This window comes from Burkholderia pyrrocinia, from assembly GCF_001028665.1.
In the GTDB taxonomy this organism is placed as follows: domain Bacteria; phylum Pseudomonadota; class Gammaproteobacteria; order Burkholderiales; family Burkholderiaceae; genus Burkholderia; species Burkholderia pyrrocinia.
Genome location: NZ_CP011503.1, coordinates 2,665,733 through 2,690,900 on the forward strand (window position 1 = coordinate 2,665,733; position 25,168 = coordinate 2,690,900).

The following is a 25,168-nucleotide window of genomic DNA, read 5'->3' on the forward strand; positions in this document are numbered from 1 at the left end:
GATGATTCGAAAGGACGCTCGGAAACTCTCACGGTACGATGACGTGCTGATGACGATAATGGTTTTATATCGGCAAATTCTACGCTGTAACCGATTTGTCTCATAAATGTTTCGGCTATATGCAATCGAGCAGTGTGTATGCCCGTGAAGCGTGGTAACGGCAAGCGTTCCACGCTTAAAATGTCGCCTTTGATTGATCGCCCCGTGTTGCCGGACCGGCTGCCGCGGGGGAACGCGCACGGAGCCCCATTCTGATGGTTACAACCCCCCACTTGCTGGCTGCCGTGGATCTCGGCTCGAACAGCTTCCGGCTGATCGTCGGTCGCGTCGAGGAAACGCCGGCGGGCAGCCAGATCTATCCCGTCGACGCGCTGCGCGAGCCCGTTCGGCTGGCCGCGGGCCTGTCGAGCGACAAGATGCTCGATCGCGCGTCGCAGGAGCGTGGCTGGGAGGCGCTCAAGCGGTTCGGCGAGCGCCTGCGCGATTTCCATCCCGATCATGTGCGCGCGGTGGCGACCAACACGCTGCGCGTCGCGAAGAACGCGGCCGAATTTCTCGGCGAAGCCGAAGCGGCGCTCGGTTTCCCGATCGAAGTGATCGCGGGCCGCGAAGAAGCGCGGCTGATCTATGCGGGCGCCGCGCACTCGGTGCCGGCGAGCGCCGGCAAGCGGCTCGTCGTCGACATCGGCGGCGGCTCGACCGAATTCATCATCGGTTCGCACTACACGCCGATCGTGATGGAGAGCCTCTATATCGGCTGCGTGAGCCACAGCCGCGCGTTCTTTCCGGCAGGCAACGTCGACGAATACACGATGCGGCAGGCCGAACTCGCGGCCAAGCGCGAGATCCAGATCATTTCGAGCGAGTACAAGAAGGCCGGGTGGGACCAGGCGATCGGTTCGTCCGGCACCGCGCGTGCGCTCGCGGAACTCGTCGAGGCGAACGGCTTCAACGATTCGGGCATCACGCACGGCATTTCGCGCGGCGGCCTCGAGCGCCTGAAGCGCGCGCTGATCAAGGCGGAGAACGTCAACCGGCTGAAGCTGATCGCGCTGAAGCCCGACCGCGTGCCGGTGCTCGCGGGCGGTCTCGCGATCATGCTCGCGGTGTTCGAGGAACTCGGCGTCGACTATGTCGATACGACCGACGGTGCGCTGCGTCTCGGCGTGCTGTACGACCTGCTCGGCCGGACGCAGCACGAGGACATGCGCGCGGTGACCGTCGAGGGCTTCACGCGCCGCTACGGCGTCGATCGTGCGCAGGCCGAGCGGATCGGCGCGCTCGCGGCGCGTTTCTACGACGAACTCGACGAAGCCGACGACGAAGCGCGCGAGGAAGGCCGGATGTTCCTCGGCTGGGCGGCCGCGTTGCACGAGATCGGCCTGTCGATCTCGCACAGCGCGTATCACAAGCATTCGGCCTATATCGCGAGCAACGCGGACATGCCGGGCTTTTCGCGCACGGACCAGGCGCGGCTCGCCGCGCTCGTGCTCGGTCACGCGGGCAAGCTCGGCAAGCTGTCGCAGGCGCGCGACGTCGAGTGGCCGCTGCTGTTCTGCCTGCGGCTTGCGGCACTGCTGTGCCGGCGCCGGACCGATGCGGGGCTGCCGGACATCTCCGTTTCGCAGATGAAGAAGGGCGGGTATGAAGTGCGCCTGCCGAGCGCGTGGGTCGAGCAGAACCCGTTGACCGACTACAGCCTCAGCCAGGAGGCCGCCGAGTGGGAGAAGGTCGGTATTCCGTATCGCGTGGTGTATACGGGCGCGTAACAGGCCGATTGCGGGGTCCGGAAGGGGGGCTCGGGCGGGAAGGTGCGGCGTTGCGCCTTCAGGTGTGCCGCGTGATCGTCCTGACGCCCGCTCAATCCGACGAACAGACGATCGCGGTCAGGAACGGAAACGCCTGTTTGACGGTCGCGTCGCTGCCGGCCTTGCGCACGGCTTCCTCCACCGAGCTCTTCGTGCCGCGCACGACGACGCCGTAGGCCCAGTCGCCGATCGGCGTGCCGTCGCCCGGACGGAAGATCGGGTCGTTCGCCTGGTAACCGAGCACGACATAGACGCCGAAGCCATACGCCGTCAGCGAGCGGTTCGTGCGGAACGCGTTGACCGAGTTCGATTCGACGTGCATCGGCTCCGACTGGATGTCGCCGGCGGCAAGCAGCGGCGCGACGAACTTGTGGCCGGTCGAATGACAGTCGAGCGCGTCGTCGAGCGCCTTGGCGGACGCGGCGCCGGCGGTCGCAAGCGCGAGCAGCGATGCGCAGAGGGCGGTCTTGAGAATGTTGTTTTTCATGCGCGGATGCGGGTTGTTCACGCGCATTATCGCGTGTTCCCGGAAGTGTCGCGCGCGGGCTGCGGGCGGCATGGTTGGCATGCGTGTGTCGTCGGCAGCCTGACTGGCGGTCGCGATCTGCAGTGCCTGCAGTTCAAGCGATGCGTCGCGGGCGTTGGGATACCGCAAGAGGCCGGCGCGTTGTCGCATCGACGCCCCAATTGATCCCTGCAATGAATCGGAGTGCCGCGAACCGGGCGGTTGCTTCACGGATCCAGAAACGGAAAAGGGGCTGCGGCATTAACCGTAACCACTTGATTCCTTTAGTCGGCGCGAAAGGATTCGAACTTTCGACCCTCTGATCCCACATCGGGTGTCCTCGTTATTATCGACGCTGATGGCGATCAGTGAAAATCATAAGTCATTGATTTTATGAAAAATTCAGGGTCATTGGATTTTCTGATCTGACGCACTGCGCTACGCGCGGTAGCAACAATGTGCGATAGGGAGAAAAAGCAAAGGGCAGGTCATCGATAGCTCTCGGCTAACTTTTGTCAAACTGAACAATATTTGTCTGACTTTAGATAGAATCGCGCGAGCGAACCGCTGTCGCAATGGCTGACCGTCGTTGTCTCGCTGCCCTGACGGTCGAACCTGAGAGAGATAACGAAAATGGATATCAGACCGTCCGCACTCGGGGACCTGAAGTTTCGCGACCTCTACGAGGCGATCAGTAAGGGCGTTTTGCAGCAGGGGCGGCTGTTGATGCTGGATACGCCGCTCGGCAAGAACGCGTTGGTGCCGCTGCGTGCACGCGGATCGGCCAGAATCGGGCGTGACTACTCGTACACGATCGACGTTGCGTCGACGCGTGATGATACTGCGCTGCTGTCGCTGATGCACCAGCCTGTCACCCTGCAGATTCAGCAAGTCACGGCTCCCTTTGCGGTTCCCGTCTATCGTCCGGTCCACGGTTTCGTGCATCGGGTCGCCTATTTGGGCGGTAACGGCGGCCTTTCGACGTACCAGATCGAGTTTTCATCGGCGCTGGTCTTCCTTGAGAAAACCCACAACGAAGAGGGCTGGCTCGAGAAAGACGCCCGCGAGATCATTTCCGACGTGCTTGATCGGTATCCGCAGCTACGCGGACAGTACCGTTTCTCGCTGTCGTCTGATCCCGCCAAGCGTTCGTGGTGCAGGCAAAGCGAATCCGATCTTCACTTTGTGAACCGCTTGGCTGAGGCCGAGGGCTGGTATTTCTACTGGGTCCACGAAAACGTTAGCGAAGGTGACGCGCCCAAGACGACGCTCGTCATTGTTGACCGCGTCTCGACACTTCCCGATGGGAAACCGGTCGAATTCATCCGAGCGAACGACAGCAACGAATCTGACGGTTTCGCTCATTGGGCAGTGGTGCAGACGATGCAGAGCACGCGCTACATGTCGCGTGCGTTTGATTACAAGCGGCCCGCGTCCAATTTTCAGGTAGAGAGTGGGCTTGCCGCGACGAGCTATGTCGCGGAGGAGCGCCACCAGAAAGCTGAGCATAGCGTTCCTGATGCGCCGATGACGGTCTTCGAATCGACGGCTTACGGCTATTCCAGCTCAGACGCTGGTGAGGTGCGAGCGCGACGGCGAGTAGAGATATGGGATGCGCGAGCAAGCCGATATTTTGGCGTCGGAGGCGTGCGGTGGCTCGATGCCGGTTCGCGGTTTGTGTTGAACGGGCATCCCCGCCACGAAGACGGTGATGCGAAGAAGCGAGAGTATCTGGTGGTCGAGGCGCGATGGTTCATCGAGAACAATGTGCCGATCGGCCAGCAGACGGTCGAGTTTCCGCAAAGTCTTCGCGCGACGCTGGCCGAGCAACAGGCAATTCACCGGGAACGGTTCGATACGCCCGGTCATGCAGATGGCACAACCGGATTTTTCATGCTCGAAGTGGAGGCGCAACCCACGGCCGTCGAGTACCGGAGCCCATTGGATCATCCGAAGCCGGTCATGTCGATCGAACACGCGCTTGTCGTGACTCCGGATGGCGCGGAAGCGTGGACGAACGACCGCAACCAGATCAGGGTGCATTTCGCCTGGGATCGCAAGAATCCACCGGACGCCTTCAATTCCTCACCGCTGCTGTCTTCGCTTCAGTCTGATACCGGGAACGGCTATGGGGCGGTTCACGTGCCGAGGGCGCGTGAATGGGTCATCGTCGGTTACTGGAATGGCGACTGTGATAAGCCGTTCGTGTTGGGCCGTATCAATGGAGGCACTACGCCGTCCCAATGGCATTCGAACGCGTTGCTGTCCGGGTTCAAGTCGGAGGGGTTCGGCAAGACGGGTGCCTACAACTCGTTCGTTCACGATGACTCTACGAATCAAAGCGGGACACGGCTGGTCAGCTATACCGGCAAGAGCTATGCGGCGCTGACGCAGGGCTACCTGATCAAGCATGACGACAACACACGCGGCCAGTATTTGGGGGCCGGTTTCGTCCTGCACGCCGACGAGTTTGGTGCGGTTCGTGCCAGCAAGGGGCTGTCCATCAGTGCGCATTCGAAGGCTTACGACGACGAACAAATGGGTGTGGACGAAGCGCGATCGCAGTTGCAGCAGGCGGGGATGCTGGTCGAGTCGCTGTCCAGCGCAAGCACGATTGCTCAGGCGGAATCGCTGCAAACAGGACAGGACGCGCTCAAGGCGCTGTCGAAGGATATCCAGCACCCGGTGTCAGGCAATACGTCAGGCGGGGTGACGGCGGGTGGCGGTACGGGCAGCGCCAACGGATTTGCGCAGCCGAACATTTTGGTATCGACGCCGAAGGACATTGCACTGGTCGCGGACAGCTCGACGCATATCGTGGCTGAGAAAGAGGTCAACGTCGTCAGCAACGAAAACACGTACGTTGCAACGGGCAAGTCGTTTGTCGTGGCGGCTGCAGAAAAGGTCAGCTTCTTCGCGCAGAAACTTGGCGCGTTCTTTGTCACGGCGAAAGGCCCGATCAAGCTGTCGGCCAATACGGACGACGTGAACGTCAACGCAGGCAAAGACGTGACCGTGAAGGCCAAGCGCATTGTGCTCGACGCCGACGAAATCATCATCAAGGCTGGCGGCTCGTACACAAGATGGGTTGCCGCTGGCATCGAGGATGGCACGCAAGGCCCACGCACGATCAAATCGGCGTCGCTCAGCCGTCAGGGGCCGAGTTCGATTGCGCAGCATATGAACAGCCTGCCGCAGGCCAAATTCAACGATCCCTATGTACTGCGTGATCGCATCTCCGGCGAAGTGCTGAAGAACCACCCCTACGAACTGGTACGGGGCGACGGCACGCGCATCAAGGGGATGACGAATGATCTTGGCCACGTTGCCGAGCAGAAGAATGAGGACATCGAGACGCTGAAATTGCATGCGCTTCGTCCGGAGCCGCCCGCGAGCGCAGGCAACGGCCAGGAATGATCCCTTCTTGAACGACTAATACTGATCCAGAAAATCCTATGAGCGACAATCAGGCAGGTAATCAAGGGGGCGACTCGCCGTTCAGCGACGATGCTGAGCAAGAGGTCGTGCGGCAAATGGGGCGGACCGCTCCAGACGGGTCGTCGTATGGAACATTCACGCTCACTCCTGCAAGCGATACGCGACAAAAGGAACTGTTGTGCGATGTACGACCCATTATCCCCGTGATCTTTCTGCCGGGCGTGATGGGGTCATTGCTGACCGACAAGGAAAACGGCAATGAACTGTTCTTTGCGCCGAACACGGACGGTATGTTCGGAAAACTAGGTGCCCTTCCGGCACTTATTGGCTTGTGGTTCACGAAAGCATCATCGCGAGAAAAACAATTCGATCCAAGTAAGGCTGCGGTGACGCCGCTCGGGCCGATCAATGTCGGCAAGCATGGCAAGAACGACACCCCGGAGCAGTTCGTTGACGAAAAAGAAGCGAGGCGGCGCGGGTGGGGTTCGATTCATCGCACGAGCTATCACCCGGTGCTGGCATGGCTCGAAGAGACGCTGAATCAGCCGAAGCTTCTGGGTGAACCGCATGGGCCGTGGGTCACGCCGGACCCTAACGGAGAGAAATGGACGCTCAAGCCGGTGATCGACACCGATCCGTCCGACTACGGTGCGCTTGGAAAAGGCGGGAAAATCACCTTGGATTCTGCAGAATTCGAGCATTTCTCGAAGTTTCGGTATCGCGTGTACGCCATCGGTTATAACTGGTTGCAGTCGAATGCGGACTCGGGAAAGCAGGTGGTCGACGGTTCCAACTACTTTGATCCGAAGACGCAGAAAACGACGCGGTTGATGGGGATCAAGGAAATCATCGCGGAGAACAATAGCGGGAAGGCAATCATTCTCACCCATTCGATGGGGGGATTGGTGGCCCGGATGGCGATTGCAATGCATGGGGCGGAAGGTTTGATGCACGGGGTGTTTCATAACGTGCAGCCCGCGACGGGGGCTCCGGTTGCGGTAAAGCGGTTCAGGACGGGCGGCGGCAATGAAGGCGGTATGAACAGCTTCATTAACGGCAGTCTTGTCGGTCGCGATGCCGACGAATTTGTGGCGGTGATGGCGAATGCACCTGGGCCTTTGGAACTGATACCGATGCCTGACTACATCAACGGTGACCCATGGTGGGTATTCGCACGGCTCAATGGCGAACCGGTGATGCAGTTGCCGAAGGATGGCGACGCTTACAATGAAATCTATCTTAATTCGAATTGGTACGGATTGGTTCCAGATGATTCTTTGCTGGACCCGGCTGGAACTGTGGCAGGGAAGTTGAAGGCCGATAATCAGGATTTAACCGTCTCTCAGAAATTTAATTTTCTCTTGAAGGACGTTGTGGCGAAGCAAAGTCAGATTAAAGACGTCTATCATGGAAAGACGTACGCGGCATACAATGATATTGGGGCTCTGGGTCAAAAATCGCACGCTGATATCAAGACGGAAAGCGAGGGTAAGGGCAAACCGAGCGTGGAAAAAGGGAAGTCGCTCGAAGATGTGTTGACATTCGGTAAGGTGATTTGGAGGGGGAATATCCCTCCGGGAGTAACGGAAGAAGAATTGCGTGCTGCGAGGTTCATGCGCGCCGATGATTCGCATACAGGTAACGTGCGGGTATATTTGGATTCGCACAAGCTGTCCATCGATTTTGAGGTTCAGAAGGTCGCGAAGTTGCCCAACGGGGCGACGGCGCCTGATCCGGATAAGAACGGCATTATTCCGGGTGATGGTACGGTGCCTGCATGGTCAGCCGAAGCACAGGCACGAGGTCTGAAGCCCGGGGTAAAAGGCGATCCGGCCAAAGGTGTGCAATTGGCGTTTATGCAGGGGGGCTACGATCACCAAGGGAGCTATGACCATCCGTGGACGCGATGGGCATTACTCTACAGCGTTGTACAGATCGCGCAGGATGCGCCGGAGCCGTCATGTTGAAAGGTTTACAGAAGTTTCTATTGCTTGTGGTGGGCGTGTGCGCCTGTACGACTGTGTTTTCCGGGGAACCAACGATGACTAATTCCTTGCTATCCAAGCCGCGCCCGTGGTGTATTGGCCGTTTTTTATTCGATCGGCCGGCAACGAGCAAGATTTCGAATCAGCGATATGAGTTTCGAGGGGAGAAGTTAACAACCCAATACAACGTCTCGTCGGCGACATACCAAGCTGAAATTGTTGCGCGGGAAAAAGAACTGAGAACTAAGCAGCGCATTAACCCGGTAAATCTGAAAGAAAAAACAGGCCGCGCATGGTTGGAGAAGGCTTTTTCGCCGGTGCCAAATTCTCGGGTTTTTGTGTTTGAAGATGCGGTGGCAAAGGTCGAAAAGCTGCCTTTTGAAACCGAGGGTTATGTTTTCTTTGATGACAAAGTGGTTCGAACGAAGGGGATGATCGGCGCAACTGCTATTGATCGAGCGGAGGAAATCTATAACGATACAATTCGTCGTATTAAGGCGAGAGACAACTGGACTATACCGACCGAATCGGGGTTCTGCTTCGATGGTGGGATTGTCACGGGTTCATCGACCTATACCGAGGAAGTTAGCCAGTCGTTTGCATTGATGCCGGGCCGTCCGGCGTTACTGGTTATTCAGCTGCGTGATGCGGTGGGCTCGGATCAGAAAGAGTCACTAACTAAGACGTTGCCACAGTTACGCGCGCAGATGGACCGGATGTCCGGACATTATCGGATCCTGCGACAGGGCAAGCGAACGGTTGCAGGGATGGATGCCGAGGAAGTGTTGTTCGAACTGAAGGAAGGCGACATCACCTCGTACCGCTTTTATCTGCTTGCACCGGGCGATTCGAGCACGCTGGCGAAGCCGCATACGGCTATTCAATTGCTGCTTGGCGCGAGTAGTCCCGACTTGAAGCCGGAAGAGGCGACGTCCCCGGTCGACGAGGGGAGCGCGCTGCAAGTGTGGGATACGCTCTTGAACAGTTTACGGTTGAGACCGGGCGCTGTCTGAGCGGAGAGCCGTATGAAGCGCTATGACATCGTGAAAGGCGACACGACGACGGTGGGCGGCATCGTGCAGGCTGGTGACGGACTGGACATGCTGCACGGTCGCGAACAAGCGTACGAGCACGATCCGGTGTGGTGCCCGGTGTGCAAGACACTCGGCGTGATCGTGTGCGACGGCCCGCGTCATTCGAGCACCGGACCGGATGGTCGACAGTCGGCGTTAAGTGACGACCTCTGTCGGTGCGCATGTCCAATGCCGCCGAAGCTGGTGGCGTCACAGTCGGTATCGTATATCGAGGTCTGAGGGGGCGATTCTCACGTACCTTCCATGAATCACAAAGAGATGCAATTGCGAAATCGACGCCTCCTTCGCCTGACGTTAACAGGCATTATTGCCGGTGGCATTTCGATGCTAGCGGGGTGCGGATGCTGGCCATTTGACGAATCCACACGCTCGGAATTCAAATGGAAGTCACAAACCCTTGGCGCGATATTCAAAGATGCCGACAAGGAGAGCGATCAATGCATCGACGCCGTATATGCAGATCACCTCAAGAAGACTGTTTTTTCCTGCCGGAACTCGGAGTATGAAAAAATTCTCAACGTCATCACTGGTGAGCCAGTAAAAATCGGTCTTGCCAAGGCGATTTGCGAAGAGGCGAAATTCGAGTTGAATAATGGTATCCCTCATGAAGCAAAAAATCGCATTTTTAATTTGCATCCGGGTGAGGATGAAATCTCCTCGTGCATGAGTCAGAAGGGATTTAAAGGCGAAGAAGTCGAGAAAAAGGAGTGTTACGTAAACTTTATGCGCTGAATGGCATTGATTGAGCAGACGCTCGTCACTGAGGAAGGCGGCCCATCGACGGCGGATCGCGGCATTCCGATCACTCGGCCCGGCACCTGGGCCGGATTGTTGAATGGGACCCGTTTGTAAGTGGCGGCGAATACGGTTTTTACGGTCACCGGTGATAATTGTCTCGCAAGGATTGCGCGACTACCTCGCGGCAGCAGGATTCACGCTGATGGCTCGCGAGTTGCGCTGCGTATTGAGTCAATATCGGTTCCGTTGCGAGAACAATCACGTTCCTGCGCATATTCATTGCTGCATCGCAGGAGTTCCCAAGACCGGATAGACGGGGCGAGTAGATCGGGGCGAGGGTGTTGGCTCTCGTCTCGCCAGTCGGCGGGGTGACGAATGAGCGGTGCTGGGCGGGGATCGGGTAGGGAGCCATCGGAACGGTCCCTTATGGAAATCGCTCCAGATGGTAGCAAAGTAGTAGCAATGGCACGACGGAACGCCAAAGAAAAAGGGGCTACGGTGTTTAACCGTAACCCCTTGATTCCTTTGGTCGGAGCGATAGGATTCGAACCTACGACCCTCTGATCCCAAATCAGATGCGCTACCAGGCTGCGCTACGCTCCGACGAGCCAAAGATTGTATCGTCTAACTACTGATTCGGTCAATCGCTATATGCGGGTACATGCCGCAGCGGTGAACCGGCCGCGATTTGCGACAATTCGCACCAAGATCGGCCGGCCCGGACGCACGTGCGCGCGGCCGCTTGCCGAAGCAAGGAGAACATCATGATGAACCTGATCCTGTGGCGCCACGCCGAAGCCGAAGACTACGCGACGAGCGATCTCGCACGCCAATTGACCGTCCGTGGCCGCAAGGACGCGCAGGCGATGGCCAAATGGCTGCGTGGCCGGCTCGAGACGAACGCCGTGATCCTCGCGAGCCCGGCGGCCCGCACCGTGCAGACCGCCGAGGCACTGACCGACCAGTATCGGACCGTCGACGCGCTCGCGCCGGGCGGCAGCATCGACGAGGTGCTGGCGGCGGCCGGCTGGCCGGAAGGCCTCGCGCCGACGGTCGTCATCGTCGGGCACCAGCCGACGCTCGGCAGCGTCGCCGCGCAACTGATCGCCGGCAGCGACGACAGTTGGAGCGTCAAGAAGGGCGGAATCGTGTGGCTTGCGAGCCGCACGCGTGACGGCAGCCGGCAGGCCGTGCTGCGGGCGGTATTGACGCCGGAACTCGTGTGAAGCAGGCCTGAAGGGGTTTGGAGGGATTGATCAGACGGTTTCGCAAGCTTTCTGCTAAAGTCAATTCGGCGACACGTCATTGAAAGGACACGGTCGTGCCACATAACGGTCACGGCCGATTACTACATTGGCGGGCATGTCGTCCTATTCCTTACGATCAGGAAAGCCTAATGCGAGAACTGCCGACGCCTACGCTCCCCTTTGCCTCGCTGCCCCTCGACACGTCGCGGCGCCACCTGCCGCGCGCTGCTGAAACCGTCACATCCGAGTATCGCCTGCGCGCTGCGTGGGCCCGTACGGAAGACGAATTGCGTGAAGCCCAGCGCCTGCGTTACAGCGTGTTCGCCGAAGAGATGGGCGCGCAGGTCAGCGGCCCCTCCGGTCTCGATGTCGATCCGTTCGATGCGTACTGCGACCACCTGCTGGTTCGCGATCTCGATACGCTGAAGGTCGTCGGCACGTATCGCGTGCTGCCGCCGCACCAGGCGGCGCGTGTCGGCCGCCTGTACGCCGAAGGCGAATTCGACCTGTCGCGCCTCACGCACCTGCGCGGCAAGATGGTCGAGGTCGGCCGCTCGTGCGTGCACAGCGACTACCGCAGCGGCGCCGTCATCATGGCGCTGTGGGGTGGCCTCGGCGCGTACATGATGCAGAACGGCTACGAGACGATGCTCGGCTGCGCGAGCGTGTCGATGGCCGACGGCGGCCACTATGCGGCGAACCTGTACCAGTCGCTGGCGGCGAGCTCGCTGACGGCGCCCGAGTACCGCGCATTCCCGCACACGGCACTGCCGGTCGACGAACTGCAGACGGGCGTCGCCGTGGCGCCGCCGCCGCTGATCAAGGGTTACCTGCGTCTCGGCGCGAAGATCTGCGGCGCACCGGCCTGGGATCCCGACTTCAACTGCGCGGATTTCCTGACGCTGTTCCGCCTGTCGGACATCAACGCGCGCTACGCCCGCCACTTCCTGGGCTGAGCCTTCTGAATCGCGTCGCGCCCGTTCCGGGCGCGCGCAAGCAAACGCCGTCGCGCGGCAGCCTGCCGCGCGACGGCGTTCGTGCATTCAGTCAACGTGAGTGTATCCGGCCCTGTTAATTTCGACGAAACGCGGTTCCTGCCGTGCCACGGGATGGCACGTTGGCGAACGGCCCGGGTTCGACACTGGCCGGACGGCGGGGCGGCTTGCTCAGTGCTTGCGCCGCCAGTCGAGCAGGTGGTGTTCCGCCATCCAGTGGTGGATCATCCCTTCACCGTCGTGGCTCCGCTTGTATTCGCGGGCCTCGAAGTACGACAGCGCGACCAGCACCATCAGACCGATGAACAGACCGATCAGGCCCGCAATTTCCTCAGACGACATGGCAGCCTCCTTTCCTCGGCACAGCGCCATGCGTACATAGTAGGACATGCGCAGCGCGACCCCGAAACCGGATTTCCGCTAGACTCGGCGCGGTCCTGGCGCGATGGGCGCGCCGATTTCCGGAGCCATACCCGATGACCCGTTTCATGCTGGCCGTGCTGGCCGCAACGCTTCTTGCCGGCTGCACCAGCGATCCTCGTCAGGCCCGCAGCGGCCACCCGCCGGAAGATCCGGCCGACTATCACGGCGTGCCGACCGACATGACGCCGCCGTCGATGCTCGACGCGCCGCCGCCGAAGCCCGTGCAGTAACGATCGGCCTGGCCGGCCGTCAGGCGCGTGCCGCGGGTGCGGCGTGCGCGTCGGCGCCAATGCGCCGCAGCAGCCCCGGCAGGTAGCGCGCGAGCGTCGCGCCGCGCGCAGCCATGAACAGCAGCAGCGCGAACCAGAGGCCGTGATTGCCGAATGTGCCGACGGCGAGCGTGGCCGCGATGAAGATCGAGAACGACACGACCATCGCGCGCATCAGCGATTGCGTCTGCGTGGCGCCGATGAACACGCCGTCGAGCAGGAAGCCCCAGACGGACACGATCGGCGAGATCGCGGCCCACGGCAGGTAGCGCAGCGCGACCGCGCGGATCTCGGCCTGATCGGTCAGGCGCGCGACGATCCAGCCGCCGGCAGCCCAGTAAACCAGCGCGAACAGCAGCGCGCCGAGCGCCGACCAGAACAACGTGACGCGTACGGCCTGCCGGAATGCGTTCCGGTCGCGAGCACCGGCCGCCGCGCCGACGAGCGCCTCGGCCGCATGCGCGAAACCGTCGAGGCCGTACGCCATGAAGGTCTGGAAATTCAGCAGCAGCGCGTTCGCCGCGAGTGTCGCATCGCCCTGTTTCGCGCCGAGGTGCGCGAACCAGCCGAATGCACCGAGCAGGCACAGCGTGCGCAGGAAGATGTCGCGATTGAGTACGATCAGCCGCTTGAGCGCCACGCGGTCGGCGAGCGCACGGGCGGCAATCGGCCCGAGGCCGCGCGGGCGCAACCGCCACAGCATCCACGCGCCGAGCGCGAAGCCGCATGCGTCCGCGGTGGCGGTCGCGGCGCCGATGCCGGCGATGCCCCAGCCGAAGCCATACACGTAGAGCAGCACGGCGCCGATGTTCACCGCGTTGATGAACACCTGCGCGACGAGCGCAAGCCGGACCCGTTGCACGCCGAGCAGGTAGCCGAGCACGACGTAGTTCGCGAGCGCGAACGGTGCGCTCCAGATCCGCGCGTGGCTGTACGCGAGCGCCGTCGCGCGGACGGCATCGCTGCCGCCGAGCGCGGTCAGCGCGAACGACAGCAGCGGTACCTGCAGCGCGAGCACCGCGGCGCCGAGCGCGAATGCGACGATCAACGCGCGCAGCAGGTTCAGGCGGATGCCGGCATCATCACCGGCGCCGTGCGCCTGCGCGACGAGGCCGGTCGTTCCCATCCGCAGGAAGCCGAAGCCCCAGAACACGAAATTGAAGAACAGCCCGCCGAGCGCGACGCCGCCGAGATACTGCGCGCCGTCGAGGTGGCCGGCGACGGCCGTGTCGACGGCACCGAGGATCGGCTGGGTCAGGTTCGCAAGGACGATCGGGAAGGCGAGCGCGAGGACGCGCCGGTGCGTGACGGTGGCCGAGCCAGTGCCGGCCCCGTGCGGTAACGCGGATTCGGACATGGCGGACGCGTCAGGCGCGTTCCTGCACGCAAACCCACGGCGATACGACGACCGCCCACAGCTCCGGGTTGCGCGCCGCGTAGTCGGCGGCGGTCTCGGCCGGCATGCGCGCGACGAGGCCGGCCGACAGCCAGCGCGTGACCTGTTCGGCTTCGTCGCCGGCGATCGCTTCCGCGACGCTGACGAGATCGAGGTCGCGCGCGACGGACAGCAGCTTGCCCTGCGCGAAGAAGCGCTCGAGATCGCACCAGTCGATCTTGGCGGTCTCGCCGAGGAGTTTGGCGTAGAGCGGGCTGTGCGACGCGCCCGTGGCGGATTGGTGTTCGGAGGACATCGGTTTCTTGGAAAGACTGCGTGGCGCCACTATAAACCATCCGGCCGGGCGGGCCGAGCGGGCGGTGGGCGGCTCACGCGTCGCGCAGCGCGCGGCGCACGATCTTGCCGGTGGCGGTCATCGGCAGGCTGTCGACGAACGCGATCGCGCGCGGATACTCGTGCGCGGCGAGCCGCGTGCGCACGTGCGCCTGCAGCGCGCTGACGAGCGCGTCGTCGCCGACATGGCCGGGGTTCAGCACGACGAACGCCTTGACGATCTCGGTGCGCGTCGCGTCGGGGACGCCGACGACCGCCGCCATCCGCACCGCCGGATGCGTGAGCAGGCAGTCCTCGATCGGGCCCGGGCCGATCCGGTAGCCGGCGCTCGTGATCACGTCGTCGTCGCGGCCGACGAAGCGCACGAAGCCGTCGGCGTCGATCGTGCCCGTATCGCCGGTGAGCAGGTAGTCGCCCGCGAACTTGTCGCGTGTCGCGCCGGGATTGCGCCAGTATTCGAGGAACATCACCGGGTCGGGGCGGCGCACCGCGATGCGTCCTTCGACGCCGGGCGGCAGCGGCGTGCCGTCCGCGTCGACGATCGCGACCGCATGACCGGGCACGGCCTTGCCGATCGCGCCCGGCTGCGCATCGAACAGCGCCGCACACGACGACAGCACCATGTTGCACTCGGTTTGCCCGTAGAACTCGTTGATCGTCACGCCGAGCGCGTCGCGTCCCCACGCCGTCAGCTCGGTGCCGAGCGATTCCCCGCCGCTCGCGACCGATTTCAGCGACAGCGCGTAGCGTTCGCGCGGCCGCTCCACGACGCGCATCAGCTTCAGCGCGGTGGGCGGCAGGAACGCGTGTGTGACGCCGTGCCGTGCCATCAGCGCGAACGCCGCGTCGCCGTCGAATTTCTCGAAACGGCGGGCGAGCACGGGCACGCCGTGATGCCAGGACGGCAGCAGCACGTCGAGCAGGCCGCCGATCCACGCCCAGTCGGCCGGCGTCCAGAACAGGCGCGCGTCGCGCGGGAAGCATTGCTGCGACATCTCGACGCCCGGCAGGTGGCCCAGCAGCACGCGATGCGCGTGCAGCGCGCCTTTCGGTTTGCCGGTCGTGCCGGACGTGTAGATGATCACCGCCGGATCGTCGGCGGCCGTATCGACCGGCACGAACTCGGGCGTTTCGGCGGCGAGCGCCGCGTCGTAGCGCAGCACGCCCGGCGCGTCGGGTGCATCGTCGCCGATACAGTAGACGGTGTGCAGTGCCGGCAGTTGCGCGCGCAGCGGCGCGATTTTCGCGTAGCCGGCCGCGTCGGTGACGAGCGCGGATGCTTCGCTGTTCGCGAGCCGGTATTCCAGCGCATCGACGCCGAACAGCGTGAAGAGCGGCACCGCGATCGCGCCGAGCTTGTACGCGGCGAGATGCGCAATGGCTGTTTCGGGGCCCTGCGCGAGAAAGATGGCGATCCGGTCGCCGCGTCGCAGGCCGGCGCGCGCAAAGCTGTTCGCGAGCCGGTTAGAGGCATTCCTCAGGTCGTCGAACGTGATGCGGAAAACGTCGCCTTGCGCCGTTTCGTGGATCAGCGCGAGGCGCCCGCTGCCGTCGGCCCATTTGTCGCAGACGTCCACGCCGATGTTGTAGCGGGCCGGAACGGCCCACCGGAAGCGGGAGAGCAGGTCGTCGTAGCGGTCGGCGGCGGGCAGCATCGCGGTCTCCTGGGTGTCGAACGTGGCGTCGGGCGAACGGCTTACATCAGGGTTTCACGCAGACGAATCCACAATGGTGTCTGCGGATAGGGAATGTTCGGGCTCGTCCAATAGCGGCGGCTCAGTGCACGATTTCACAATGACGCATAAGATCACGACACAACAGTGATAGGACCATGGATTTGCTTCTGATTGCTGCGGGGTTCAGCCTGATCGGAATCGGCGTGCTGGTGGCGTTTGCCCGCCACGTCGATCCGCTGTCCGGCCGGTTTACCGGCCGTCTGCGCAAGCGCTGATTCAACCTTCCCGATTTTGCCCGAGACGGCACGCGATGCGCACCCGCATCGCGCGCCGGCTGTCGCGCGCTCAGCGCGCCGGCAGGTAGCGTGACGGATCGATCGAGCGGCCGCCGTAGCGCAATTCGAAATGCAGCGCGACGCGATCGCTGTCGCTGTTGCCCATTTCCGCGATCGATTGCCCCTGCGTGACCGACTGGCCTTCCTTCACCAGCAGCGCGCGATTGTGCGCGTACGCGGTCAGGTAGTCGGCGTTGTGCTTCAGGATGATCAGGTTGCCGTAGCCGCGCAGCCCGTTACCCGCGTAGACCACGACGCCCGGCGCGGCCGCGATCACCGCCGTGCCCGGCGAGTTCGCGATGTCGATCCCCTTGGATTTCGAGCCGTCGAACGTGCGGACCACATTGCCGGCCGCCGGCCAGACCAGCGAAATGCTCGTGGCCGGCTTGACGGCCGATTCGGCCGGTGCGGAAGGCGCGGGGCGGGCGCGGCCCGCACTGCCGGTGCCGGTGGTCGACGGCGTCGATGCGGTGGTCGTGCCGGGCGGCGGCGCGACGCGCAGCACCTGGTCGACTTCGATCGCATCGGGGTTCGTCATCTGGTTCCAGCGCACGATGTTCTGTACCGACGTGCGGTTGTCGCGCGCGATCTTGTAGAGCGTGTCGCCACGCTCGACGCGGTAGAACCCGGGGCCGACAGGCGCGGAGCCGCACGCCACGAGCAGGGCGGCGCAGGCGGCTGCGAAGAGTCGCTTCGTTGTTGTTCCGAACATTGAACCTCGCAAAACCCTGCCGCGCACGACGCGGCAGGCAACACAAAACGTCCGATTTTAACGGGTTCGACCCGCGCACCGCAGTTTGGGGCCTTGGTCGAGGCTATCGCGCGCCTTGTTGGCGCGCTCGTTGTCAGCCTGCGAGCGGGATCACGCGGATCCGCAGCGTGGCCGTTTCGGTTGCGCCCGGCGCGAGCATGCGCAGCCCGAGGCCGTTGTGGATCGCATCCGGCAGGCCGAGCCACGGCTCGACGCAGTAGAAGTCCGACTCCGGTTTTTCGGTCCAGGTCGTGACCGCGTACCACGGGATCGAGCCCGGCACGTCGAGCGCGATCTCGATCGTGCGGCGGCGGCCCGGCATCACGATGCGCACCGGCGTCGACGGTTGGCCGTCGAGGCAGTGGAAGCGATCGAGGATGTCCGGATTGTCCAGGCGGTAACGGGCTTCGCCCGGCTCGGGCGTGCTGATCGAACCGTCCGCGTGCTGCGCGCAGCGGCGCGTGGGCGGCAGCTCGAGCGTGGTTTCGGCGCGTTCGCCGTGCGGCAACGCGAAATAGAAGTGGTGGCCGGCGTAGTAGGGCAGCGGCGTGTCGCCGCGATTGGTCGTCGTGAGCGCGACTTCGAGCGTGTGCGCGTCGGCCAGCCGGTAGGTCGTTTCGAACCGGAAATCGAACGGGTAGCTCGCGCGCAGCGCGTCGCTCGCGTCGAGCGTCATCGACAAGGCGGCGCCGTCGGCCGACGGGTGCGCGGCGAACGGCAGGTCGCGCGCGAAGCCATGCATCGGCAGGTCGCGGACCACGCCGGCGGCATCGCGCCAGCGGCCGAGTTCGCCGTCGACGCGATGGCGGCCGAGGAACGGGAACAGCAGCGGGTTGCCGCCGCGCACGCGCGCGAGGCTGCTCCAGTCGGCCGTTTCCGGCCAGAAGATGACCGGCTCGCCGTCGATGTCCCATGACAGCAGGCGGCCGCCGAATTGCGGGGCGACCCGGACGAGCGACGGGCCGGCGTGAAGTTCGTGAATGTCGTGTTGCTGGAAGATCGGCATGGCGAATCGGGTTGGGCGGGTGGACGGGACACGGCGCGCTCCATTATCGGGCCGCGGCCGGTCGGGGAAAACCCTTCTCGGGAAATTGCGAGTTTTTAACATTGTCAACGGTCTGGATAATGCGTCTAAACCGGTGATGTTGCCGGGTCATGACACTTCGTGGAGGGGGCCATGGATCTGGCAATGGCAATGGGTATCGCGTTGTTCGGCATGTTCACCGGCAGCACGGTATTATTTTTCTATCAGCTCGGCCGCTGACGGCAATTACTGCCGAAGTCGAAAGGCCCGCCATGCAAATGGCGGGCTTTTTGCTTTCTGTACGCTTACAAATTGCAAGCGTTTGTGTGCAATGCCGCAATATCCGGCCAAATGCCTTGGCGCAGTAATCCTGGCTCGGCATAATCGGGGCGCGTTTTTTCGGACGCGCATCGCGTCGTCCGTCTTTCTTCCCGCTTAATCTTCACTAAAAGGACCGACGCGTGAGTCTCTGGTTTCTGGTATTCCTGAGCGTCCTGCAGGGCGTCACCGAACTCTTCCCCGTCAGCAGCCTGGGCCATACGCTGCTCGCGCCGGCGCTGTTCGGCATGCATATCGACAAGCACGCGCCGCAACTGCTGCCGTTCCTCGTCGCGCTCCACCTCGGCACCGCGCTGGCGCTGCTGTGGTACTTCCGCGCGCGCTGGATCGCGCTGATCGGCGGCTTCTTCGCGCAGCTCGGCGGCCGCAAGAACGACGACGGGCACCTGATGTGGGCGCTGATCATCGGGACGATCCCGACCGGCATCGTCGGGCTGCTCCTCGAGAAGCGCATCGAACGCGTGTTTCACGACCTTCGGATCGTCGCGGTCGCGCTGATCGTGAACGGCGTGCTGCTGTGGCTCGGCGATCGCATCCAGCGCAGCCGCGCGCATCAGGCGCCCGAGAAGATGACGTTCAAGCAGGCGTTCTTCGTGGGCCTCGCGCAGATCGGCGCGCTGATTCCGGGCTTCTCGCGCAGCGGGCTGACGATGATCGCGGGCAATGCCGCCGGGTTGACCGCGGAGAAGGCGGCGGAGTTCTCGTTCCTGCTTGGCACGCCGATCATCTTCGCGGCGGGCGTGCTCGAACTGCCGAAGCTGTTCCATGCGCGCGACCAGCTCGCCGATGCGCTGCTCGGCGGCGTGCTGACGGCAATCGCCGCGTACCTGAGCGTGCGGTTCCTGATGCGCTATTTCGAAGGGCGCGGCCGGCTCGCGTCGTTCGGCGTGTATTGCGTGATCGCCGGCGTGTTCTGCCTCGGCTGGTTCATGCTGCATCCGCAGCCGGTTTGATGCTGCGATAGCCGGTCTCGCGTGATGTGACGCGATGATCGGGTATAATTTCGGGCTCGGTTTCATGCCGGGCCCGTTTTGTTTCGGGGCGTTGAGTTTGTGGTGTGCAGTTGCTGCTGTTACTCAAAGCCCCGTGCCGAATGCAGTCCGCGTCAGGCCGTGTCTTTTCTCCTCGACCGCCCTTAGCTCAGTTGGATAGAGCAACGGCCTTCTAAGCCGTAGGTCACACGTTCGAATCGTGTAGGGCGGGCCAGAAATATTCGCTTATTCAAGCACTTACAATCGCGCATTAACCGCTTGGTCAGGATTGGATACAGGTCTGATGCACTCTCATTGTGGCGAGAGCGTGGCGAGATTCTACCTTCCTGTTCGCACTCTGCTCAAACTGCCGGGCCGAATATGATGGAGATTTCTGCGCGGTCCTACAGCGCGCCGTGAACTGTTTGAGTTCTCCCGCGCACCTCCGCCAGACTTCAGAAGGCGGCACGGGAGGGGAGTCGAGTATGCTGTCAAAGCTTCCCGCTACCAAGGCACTGCAAGATGCCGCATATCTAATGCGACGCGGTTGCCTATGACGGTTGATGTAAACGGGCGACAGCCTAGCGTGCCGGGTCAGTCATTTGTCCAACCCAACTGGCGAGCATAGTTTCGTAGCTTTTCAAGGATGTACCCCGCGACGGCGGAGCGGTTGCCGGAAGACAGGAAGTCCCCCTTCCGCCATGTGTACTCCACGCACAGGACGCGATCCTGATCGTAAATTGCGTTATCGGGAATGAGCCCGCAAAACGAGAGCTTCTCCTCGCATGTAACGCGCTCAAAGGGAACCTCTGCGTCTTTCAGCGTGGCCTCTATGCCTGCTGCCATGATCTTGTTCAGGTTCTTGTCTTTCCCTAGGTTGAATCCGGATTCGGCAAGCAGTTGGAAGGCTGCAAGCGCGTCATCGCCGGGGGTTCCGCGTGCCTCAAAGCGTGAAAGCTCAACGCCAGAAAGAAGCTTGCCTAGGTCGGATCGTCGCAGATCGCGTACGCCCCGTGCATTGCCATACCGGCGGTAGCCCGCAGTATCGAATAGCTCCATCGAACTCGAAAAGTTGCGGATACATGACGCAGCGGCGCTGGGCGGTAGACAAAGCGCGTATGCATTGAGTTGGACGATAGTTCGTGTCAGCAACCCGCGCCGGTGGTTCCACCATTTTCCAATTTCGCTCTGCGATGTGACCGACACAAGCGCGTGGGAGTCTAGTAGGCCATACCGTGAGGGGGAAGTCAGTTGCGCAAGGACACCTGGATCAGAACTCTCGCTGACGAATGCGATAACAACGGCGACAGCCTTTTCGAGTTCGCCGCGTAGGGTTTCGACCTGCGCATTGAATTCATGAGCAATCCGCCGCAAGAACCCACCCAACGTCCGAAATTCGGCTGGCGAATAATTCGACGGATCAATGCCGAGTTCTTCGAGGTTATTGATGCGATTCGCAAGCGCAAGGGTATGTCGCGCAGTATCCTGCCATACCTCTCTCGGAGGGCCGTCGTATGCCAGTGGGAGCTTGATCGATGCTTCCCCGGCGATGTCGACATACCGCTTTGAGAGGTTTTCTGCAATGTCCTTGCTCGTCTCTGGCCAGAAGACGATGCTAGGAACGTTTCCTGCGTTGGTTCGCAGGAATCGCTTCAAACTCGCAAGTTCGGTATCGGTCGGTGGGGCATTCTCTCTATGATCGATATTGATCGGGATAATGCGCTTGTTGTCGGCGGGTAGTGTCTTCACGAATTCCCGCACAGCCGCAACTAATCCGTCAAATGTAAGCTCACCGTCATAGGCGCAGGTCGGCCCATAGAGGGCAGGGATCCACTGCGACGCGTTCATTACAAAAGTGGTCTTTCCGACCCCGGTTTCACCGAACACAGGGACGAGTACGCCCTCATCACGCGAACGCACTTCATTTGCCAGCGACCGCAGCGCGTCAACGTTTGACGTCGAAGGCGCGAGAAGTAGATTCGCGACTTCCGCCCCAAGCTTGCTTACAAGGCGTTCGTACCTGTCCGGGAGAGACAGTTGTGATAGCAGATGAGTGGTCATTCGTTACCCCGTAGGTCTGTTTTGGTGGAACCGTACTTGTTTGTCTGACATGGAGCATTCTACCGGCGTCCATCCGAACATAGCTTCAATGGTCAGGAGACACTATGTGAGTACAGTCATATTTGCTGGTAACAGCGGCGCTCCAAACCCAATTCTGCTGCGCTTATCTGCGGGCAGTTACGCCGCCCGCTCGCACGTGAGTGTAGTGGTCTAATGAATCCGGACACTGATTTAGGCGAGAATGTTCGCCATGAAGAGGTGTCTGATGAGCAAGCAACGACGTACGTTTTCCCCGGAGTTCAAACAGCAAGCCGCCTGTCTGGTGCTCGACCAGGGCTATAGCCATATGGAAGCAAGCCGCTCGGTCGGCGTCGGCGAGACGGTGCTGCGCCGCTGGGTGCAGCAACTTCAGATGGAACGCCAGGGCGTCACGCCGCAGGGCAAGGCAATCACGCCGGATCAACAGCGTATTCAGGAACTCGAGGCGCGTATCGAACGCCTCGAGCGTGAGAAGGCCATTTTAAAAAAGGCTACCGCGCTCTTGATGTCGGAAGGCATCGAACGTACGAAGTAATTGATCAGATTGGCGCAAGCGAATCGGTCGAGCTGATCTGCGCGGTATTCGACGTGTCGCGGTCCTGCCTGTATGCACACCGATGGCGAGCCCGACGCGTTGATGCCGAGCGAATGGCACTGCGTAGCCGGGTACACGAGCTGTTCATCGAGAGTCGAAGCTCTGCTGGCAGTCGCAGCATCATGGGCATGATGCGCGAGGAAGGTACGGCGATTGGCCGCTTCAAGGTCAGCCGCTTGATGGAAGAACTCGGGTTGATCTGCAAGCAGCCGGGCCGCCATGCCTACAAGCAGGCCACGGTCGAGCGGATCGATATCTCGAACCATCTCAATCGCGAATTCGAGGTTGGTACGCCGAATCAGGTGTGGTGTGGTGACATCACGTATGTCTGGGCGCAGGGCCGTTGGCATTATCTGGCCGTAGTACTCGACCTGTTCACGCGTCGGGTTGTTGGCTGGGCGTTCTCGACACGCCCTGATGCCGATCTGGTCGTGCAGGCGTTGGAGATGGCCTATGAGCAACGTGGTCGACCGCAAGGCTTGCTGTTTCACTCGGATCAAGGCGGCCAATATGCAAGCCGGAAATTCCGTCAGCGCCTCTGGCGCTATCGGATACAGCAGAGCATGAGCCGTCGAGGAAATTGTTGGGATAACTCCCCGATGGAGAGGCTGTTCCGCAGCTTCAAGACCGAATGGCTACCGTCAGTGGGCTACATGTCGGCGCAGGAGGCACACCGGGACATCAGCCACTACCTGATGCACCGGTACAACTGGATACGGCCGCATCAGTTCAATGACGGACTGGCGCCGGCGGTTGCGGAAGAAAAACTTAACGCAGTGTCCGGGATTAGTTGACCACTACATCATGGTATAGGCTTGCTGATCGAATTCGTGCCGAGGGCTGGTCTACTTCCGTACTTCGCAAACTCGAGAAAGTCGCACAGCCACGACTTTCCGTGAAGGCTGGGCTTGTCTCCCGCTCGCCCGTACCACCCTCGATAGATGAATCGGTGGATGTAGAGAGACTTGTTCAATTTGAGGTTGTAACTGCGCAGCGACATGGGGCCGATATTAACGTCCCGGATCATTTGGTGCTCGCTGTTTTTCAGATTGTTCGACGAGTATTGTTTCGTTCAATAGGCCTTCTGAGTGAAACCGTTGGATCATTAAATTATTTTAGGCTGCCTGCAATTGAGCCAGATTCAAGGCCAGGAGGGCATATCCATCATCGTGAAGGTGTCGAGGCCGATTTTTTCTGGGCGGTTGAGCTGTTTCAACGCTTGTGCGTTCTTTCTCCGGCAGAGGCGCGTGATGAGGTGGAAGCATGGCCAAAATCAGATAGGTATTTTTTCGATAAGCTAAAATTACATTTTTGGCGAAATCGTATCGTATTTGATGGCGAGTGTGTTGAGCAAGGAATTATTAAACTATCTGACGAGACGTTCTGGAATACATACTTGCGGCGGGAAGTGCTTCTGTTGCTCAGGGATCGATGGCGCGATATTCGGCCAAAAATCCGAAGGCACATAGAGCAAAGGTTCATCGACGGTCCGCAACCGTATGAGGGGGAGACGTCGGACGACTATGGTTTGAGGGTTATTTTTGATGCCGGCACTTCTTTAGGATGGCTTGAACGGAATGGCTGTGAATTATCGCGATCAGCTAAAAATATTCTCGGTGCTATCCGAAGAAATCCTGATTGGAGTGCGGATGCTGAGAAGTCTGCTGACCATGATTGGGACGGTAGAAGCGGTTGGGTTCAGCGAAAGACGGACCCAGAGAATTTGGTGCACCTGCCATTAGCCGAAATCGTCCCGCAGGCACTTAAATTATCTATGCGTGACGGTTCAGATTTTGTTGAGCATGCACCGTTCGCTGGACTTGCGTCGGAGCGGCCAGTCCGAGCCCTCCGAGCCCTTTCATTGTATGAGCCAGAGGGCGACCATAGTGTATTTCTTTGGAAACAGTTGCTTTCCAATTGGCCAGATTCCGCGCCAAGACGAGCGCTTCTGATTTGCGCGCACAAGCTTGCAGATGCTCAAGAAGATTTATTTTTTCGCATTCGCTTTGAGGCTACGTCATGGATTGAAAAATATTTGCCTCGGTTGTTCTCTCTTCGTAAAAATATCTTCTGGAGCCTATGGGATCGAGTGTTCGATAAAATTGTTGCGATCGGGAGTAGGGCAACGGTAAGTGCTATTCGCGAGGTAAGGCGGGATGGGGAGGTGAAATCTTTTACGAGGTCGGTGGATTTTGCTATAAATGCACCTATAGGTCGCATGGTGGAGACGTTGTTTTCTACTTTGAGGGAAGGGGGCTATCAATCAAATGAGGGACTCGATGCCGAGCTGCTTGAAAGAATCTACCGAGCACTTACATCCTCTGGGGATGGTGTGCATCATGCCGCCACCTTGGTTGGCCGACGATTGAATTTTCTCTTTTATGTGGATAGTCGGTGGGTAAAGCGCCGACTACTTCAATTTTTCTCTCGCCAGAACACACTATCAGACGCGGCATGGGCGGGTTTCATTTGGGAGGCGAATGTGCCTTCGGCTACGCTCTTTCATTTGTTGAAAGCTGATTTTGTAGAACTTTTCTCGGAATCCCAAGGCCCGTTGTCAGACGCGGAACTTGAAAGAAATGCGGTGCATATGTTAATTGTTGCGAGATATTGGCGAACTAAGGATCGTCGATATATTAATGATGAAGAATGTCGCCGTATTCTACAAGGGCTCAGTGATTTGGGGCGGCAGTCCGCACTATGGATGGCTGGACGAATCGTGGTGGATCAATCGGCATGGGAAACATTTGGAAAGTCGTTTTTTGCGTCGACTTGGCCGCAGGAAGTTGTGTTTCAGACTGGTGCAATCACGGAAGGCATAATTCGCCTAGCTCATGAGTTACCAAATCTCTTCAGTAAGATCATAGAGGCTGTGCGTGACTATCTTACCCCAATTGAACATCCGGATGTCGTGATTTACAGCTTGCGGGAAAAAATGACAGACAATCTGTCACTTTCTAGGCGATGGCCAAAACAAGTGCTCTTCGTGATGGACAAGATTATCGAGCCGGCACCTAACTATCCCCCAATGGGTTTGCGGGAGTTGTTGGATGAAATTGTCGAGGCTGATCCTGCGCTACGAACCTCAAAGTCGTGGAGAAGGCTACATAATTTGTTGTCAGAATAGATGCGGTCTATTAGTACCT

The 25,168-nt window shown here is 60.5% G+C and carries 20 protein-coding genes and 2 tRNA genes; 13 read left to right on the top strand and 9 right to left on the bottom strand.

Annotated elements, in window-relative coordinates:
* Window positions 1–254 precede the first annotated feature (254 nt).
* Window positions 255–1,769 (top strand): exopolyphosphatase, encoded by a 1,515-nt coding sequence (gene ppx / locus ABD05_RS12255; protein WP_047900359.1) that lies wholly within the window; start codon window positions 255–257, stop codon window positions 1,767–1,769.
* A 91-nt stretch (window positions 1,770–1,860) separates the two neighbouring features.
* Here the strand turns inward: ppx and ABD05_RS12260 are convergent, their stop codons facing one another.
* Window positions 1,861–2,295, bottom strand: coding sequence for a hypothetical protein (locus tag ABD05_RS12260; RefSeq protein WP_047901180.1), 435 nt, complete (start codon window positions 2,293–2,295; stop codon window positions 1,861–1,863).
* Between the two features lie 651 nt (window positions 2,296–2,946).
* Here ABD05_RS12260 and ABD05_RS12265 point away from each other — a divergent pair.
* Genes ABD05_RS12265 through ABD05_RS36085 form a run of 5 tightly spaced genes read left to right on the top strand, consistent with a single transcriptional unit; the run spans window position 2,947 to window position 9,562 of the window.
* Window positions 2,947–5,730 (top strand): type VI secretion system Vgr family protein, encoded by a 2,784-nt coding sequence (locus tag ABD05_RS12265; RefSeq protein ID WP_047900360.1) that lies wholly within the window; start codon window positions 2,947–2,949, stop codon window positions 5,728–5,730.
* A 38-nt stretch (window positions 5,731–5,768) separates the two neighbouring features.
* Entirely contained in the window at window positions 5,769–7,718 is a 1,950-nt protein-coding gene (locus tag ABD05_RS12270; protein ID WP_047900361.1) for an esterase/lipase family protein, read from the top strand.
* Window positions 7,712–8,749 carry a T6SS immunity protein Tli4 family protein gene (locus ABD05_RS38295; RefSeq protein ID WP_047900362.1) on the top strand — a complete coding sequence of 346 codons (1,038 nt, stop codon included), beginning with the start codon at window positions 7,712–7,714 and terminating at the stop codon, window positions 8,747–8,749. The genes ABD05_RS12270 and ABD05_RS38295 overlap by 7 nt, the downstream gene beginning before the upstream one ends.
* A gap of 12 nt (window positions 8,750–8,761) precedes the next feature.
* On the top strand, window positions 8,762–9,049 hold the full coding sequence (locus ABD05_RS12280) for a PAAR domain-containing protein (protein WP_047900363.1): 288 nt from the start codon (window positions 8,762–8,764) through the stop codon (window positions 9,047–9,049).
* Between the two features lie 24 nt (window positions 9,050–9,073).
* Window positions 9,074–9,562 carry a hypothetical protein gene (locus ABD05_RS36085; protein WP_082146090.1) on the top strand — a complete coding sequence of 163 codons (489 nt, stop codon included), beginning with the start codon at window positions 9,074–9,076 and terminating at the stop codon, window positions 9,560–9,562.
* 532 nt (window positions 9,563–10,094) lie between these two features.
* Here ABD05_RS36085 and ABD05_RS12290 read toward each other — a convergent pair.
* A tRNA-Pro gene (locus ABD05_RS12290) sits at window positions 10,095–10,171 on the bottom strand.
* A 161-nt stretch (window positions 10,172–10,332) separates the two neighbouring features.
* Between ABD05_RS12290 and sixA the strand changes: the two genes are divergently transcribed.
* Both sixA and ABD05_RS12300 read left to right on the top strand, forming a co-directional pair.
* On the top strand, window positions 10,333–10,794 hold the full coding sequence (gene sixA / locus ABD05_RS12295; RefSeq protein WP_047901181.1) for a phosphohistidine phosphatase SixA: 462 nt from the start codon (window positions 10,333–10,335) through the stop codon (window positions 10,792–10,794).
* Window positions 10,795–10,964: 170 nt separating this feature from the next.
* Entirely contained in the window at window positions 10,965–11,771 is an 807-nt protein-coding gene (locus tag ABD05_RS12300; protein WP_047900365.1) for a GNAT family N-acetyltransferase, read from the top strand.
* 210 nt (window positions 11,772–11,981) lie between these two features.
* Here the strand turns inward: ABD05_RS12300 and ABD05_RS38590 are convergent, their stop codons facing one another.
* The gene (locus ABD05_RS38590; RefSeq protein ID WP_167347844.1) at window positions 11,982–12,152 is read right to left on the bottom strand and encodes a hypothetical protein; all 171 of its coding nucleotides are present in this window, start codon (window positions 12,150–12,152) and stop codon (window positions 11,982–11,984) included.
* A gap of 134 nt (window positions 12,153–12,286) precedes the next feature.
* On the opposite strand from ABD05_RS38590, the gene ABD05_RS38595 reads away from it, so the two are divergent.
* Complete coding sequence (locus ABD05_RS38595; RefSeq protein WP_167347845.1) at window positions 12,287–12,463, top strand: hypothetical protein; 177 nt, start codon at window positions 12,287–12,289, stop codon at window positions 12,461–12,463.
* 19 nt (window positions 12,464–12,482) lie between these two features.
* Here ABD05_RS38595 and ABD05_RS12310 read toward each other — a convergent pair whose 3' ends face one another.
* The 5 genes from ABD05_RS12310 to ABD05_RS12330 all read right to left on the bottom strand — a co-directional run bounded on the left by ABD05_RS12310 (window position 12,483) and on the right by ABD05_RS12330 (window position 17,999).
* Complete coding sequence (locus ABD05_RS12310) at window positions 12,483–13,859, bottom strand: MATE family efflux transporter (protein WP_047900367.1); 1,377 nt, start codon at window positions 13,857–13,859, stop codon at window positions 12,483–12,485.
* Between the two features lie 10 nt (window positions 13,860–13,869).
* Window positions 13,870–14,193 carry a DUF2288 domain-containing protein gene (locus ABD05_RS12315; protein ID WP_047900368.1) on the bottom strand — a complete coding sequence of 108 codons (324 nt, stop codon included), beginning with the start codon at window positions 14,191–14,193 and terminating at the stop codon, window positions 13,870–13,872.
* A 73-nt stretch (window positions 14,194–14,266) separates the two neighbouring features.
* On the bottom strand, window positions 14,267–15,886 hold the full coding sequence (locus ABD05_RS12320; protein WP_047900369.1) for an acyl-CoA synthetase: 1,620 nt from the start codon (window positions 15,884–15,886) through the stop codon (window positions 14,267–14,269).
* A 366-nt stretch (window positions 15,887–16,252) separates the two neighbouring features.
* Window positions 16,253–16,954, bottom strand: a complete 702-nt coding sequence (locus tag ABD05_RS12325; RefSeq protein ID WP_047900370.1) for a peptidoglycan DD-metalloendopeptidase family protein — start codon at window positions 16,952–16,954, stop codon at window positions 16,253–16,255.
* 133 nt (window positions 16,955–17,087) lie between these two features.
* Complete coding sequence (locus ABD05_RS12330) at window positions 17,088–17,999, bottom strand: aldose epimerase family protein (RefSeq protein ID WP_047900371.1); 912 nt, start codon at window positions 17,997–17,999, stop codon at window positions 17,088–17,090.
* A 479-nt stretch (window positions 18,000–18,478) separates the two neighbouring features.
* Here ABD05_RS12330 and ABD05_RS12335 point away from each other — a divergent pair, with 479 nt between their 5' ends.
* Window positions 18,479–19,309: an undecaprenyl-diphosphate phosphatase gene (locus ABD05_RS12335; RefSeq protein ID WP_047900372.1), complete on the top strand. Its 831-nt coding sequence runs from the start codon at window positions 18,479–18,481 to the stop codon at window positions 19,307–19,309.
* 176 nt (window positions 19,310–19,485) lie between these two features.
* Window positions 19,486–19,562 (top strand) — tRNA-Arg (locus ABD05_RS12340).
* A gap of 359 nt (window positions 19,563–19,921) precedes the next feature.
* Here ABD05_RS12340 and ABD05_RS37460 read toward each other — a convergent pair.
* Window positions 19,922–21,388, bottom strand: a complete 1,467-nt coding sequence (locus ABD05_RS37460; protein ID WP_148669072.1) for a hypothetical protein — start codon at window positions 21,386–21,388, stop codon at window positions 19,922–19,924.
* Window positions 21,389–21,653: 265 nt separating this feature from the next.
* Here ABD05_RS37460 and ABD05_RS36090 point away from each other — a divergent pair.
* Window positions 21,654–22,816, top strand: a protein-coding gene (locus ABD05_RS36090; protein ID WP_148669060.1) for an IS3 family transposase whose coding sequence is annotated in 2 segments (ribosomal slippage) — window positions 21,654–21,909 and window positions 21,909–22,816 — 1,164 coding nt in all. Because the reading frame shifts where the segments join, the coding sequence is not laid out codon by codon here.
* A 101-nt stretch (window positions 22,817–22,917) separates the two neighbouring features.
* Window positions 22,918–25,149 carry a hypothetical protein gene (locus ABD05_RS37465; protein ID WP_148669073.1) on the top strand — a complete coding sequence of 744 codons (2,232 nt, stop codon included), beginning with the start codon at window positions 22,918–22,920 and terminating at the stop codon, window positions 25,147–25,149.
* The last annotated feature ends 19 nt before the right edge of the window (window positions 25,150–25,168 follow it).

Excerpts from the sequence above, each read along its gene's own strand:
- ABD05_RS12260 (WP_047901180.1), bottom strand. The coding sequence starts at position 2,295 with ATGAAAAACAACATTCTCAAGACCGCCCTCTGCGCATCGCTGCTCGCG.
- ABD05_RS38590 (WP_167347844.1), bottom strand. The coding sequence starts at position 12,152 with ATGTCGTCTGAGGAAATTGCGGGCCTGATCGGTCTGTTCATCGGTCTG.
- ABD05_RS12315 (WP_047900368.1), bottom strand. The coding sequence starts at position 14,193 with ATGTCCTCCGAACACCAATCCGCCACGGGCGCGTCGCACAGCCCGCTC.
- ABD05_RS12270 (WP_047900361.1), top strand. The coding sequence starts at position 5,769 with ATGAGCGACAATCAGGCAGGTAATCAAGGGGGCGACTCGCCGTTCAGC.
- ABD05_RS12300 (WP_047900365.1), top strand. The coding sequence starts at position 10,965 with ATGCGAGAACTGCCGACGCCTACGCTCCCCTTTGCCTCGCTGCCCCTC.
- ABD05_RS36085 (WP_082146090.1), top strand. The coding sequence starts at position 9,074 with ATGAATCACAAAGAGATGCAATTGCGAAATCGACGCCTCCTTCGCCTG.
- ABD05_RS12265 (WP_047900360.1), top strand. The coding sequence starts at position 2,947 with ATGGATATCAGACCGTCCGCACTCGGGGACCTGAAGTTTCGCGACCTC.
- ABD05_RS12310 (WP_047900367.1), bottom strand. The coding sequence starts at position 13,859 with ATGTCCGAATCCGCGTTACCGCACGGGGCCGGCACTGGCTCGGCCACC.
- ABD05_RS38295 (WP_047900362.1), top strand. The coding sequence starts at position 7,712 with ATGTTGAAAGGTTTACAGAAGTTTCTATTGCTTGTGGTGGGCGTGTGC.
- sixA (WP_047901181.1), top strand. The coding sequence starts at position 10,333 with ATGATGAACCTGATCCTGTGGCGCCACGCCGAAGCCGAAGACTACGCG.
- ABD05_RS12330 (WP_047900371.1), bottom strand. The coding sequence starts at position 17,999 with ATGCCGATCTTCCAGCAACACGACATTCACGAACTTCACGCCGGCCCG.
- ppx (WP_047900359.1), top strand. The coding sequence starts at position 255 with ATGGTTACAACCCCCCACTTGCTGGCTGCCGTGGATCTCGGCTCGAAC.
- ABD05_RS12280 (WP_047900363.1), top strand. The coding sequence starts at position 8,762 with ATGAAGCGCTATGACATCGTGAAAGGCGACACGACGACGGTGGGCGGC.
- ABD05_RS12320 (WP_047900369.1), bottom strand. The coding sequence starts at position 15,886 with ATGCTGCCCGCCGCCGACCGCTACGACGACCTGCTCTCCCGCTTCCGG.
- ABD05_RS38595 (WP_167347845.1), top strand. The coding sequence starts at position 12,287 with ATGACCCGTTTCATGCTGGCCGTGCTGGCCGCAACGCTTCTTGCCGGC.
- ABD05_RS12325 (WP_047900370.1), bottom strand. The coding sequence starts at position 16,954 with ATGTTCGGAACAACAACGAAGCGACTCTTCGCAGCCGCCTGCGCCGCC.
- ABD05_RS37460 (WP_148669072.1), bottom strand. The coding sequence starts at position 21,388 with ATGACCACTCATCTGCTATCACAACTGTCTCTCCCGGACAGGTACGAA.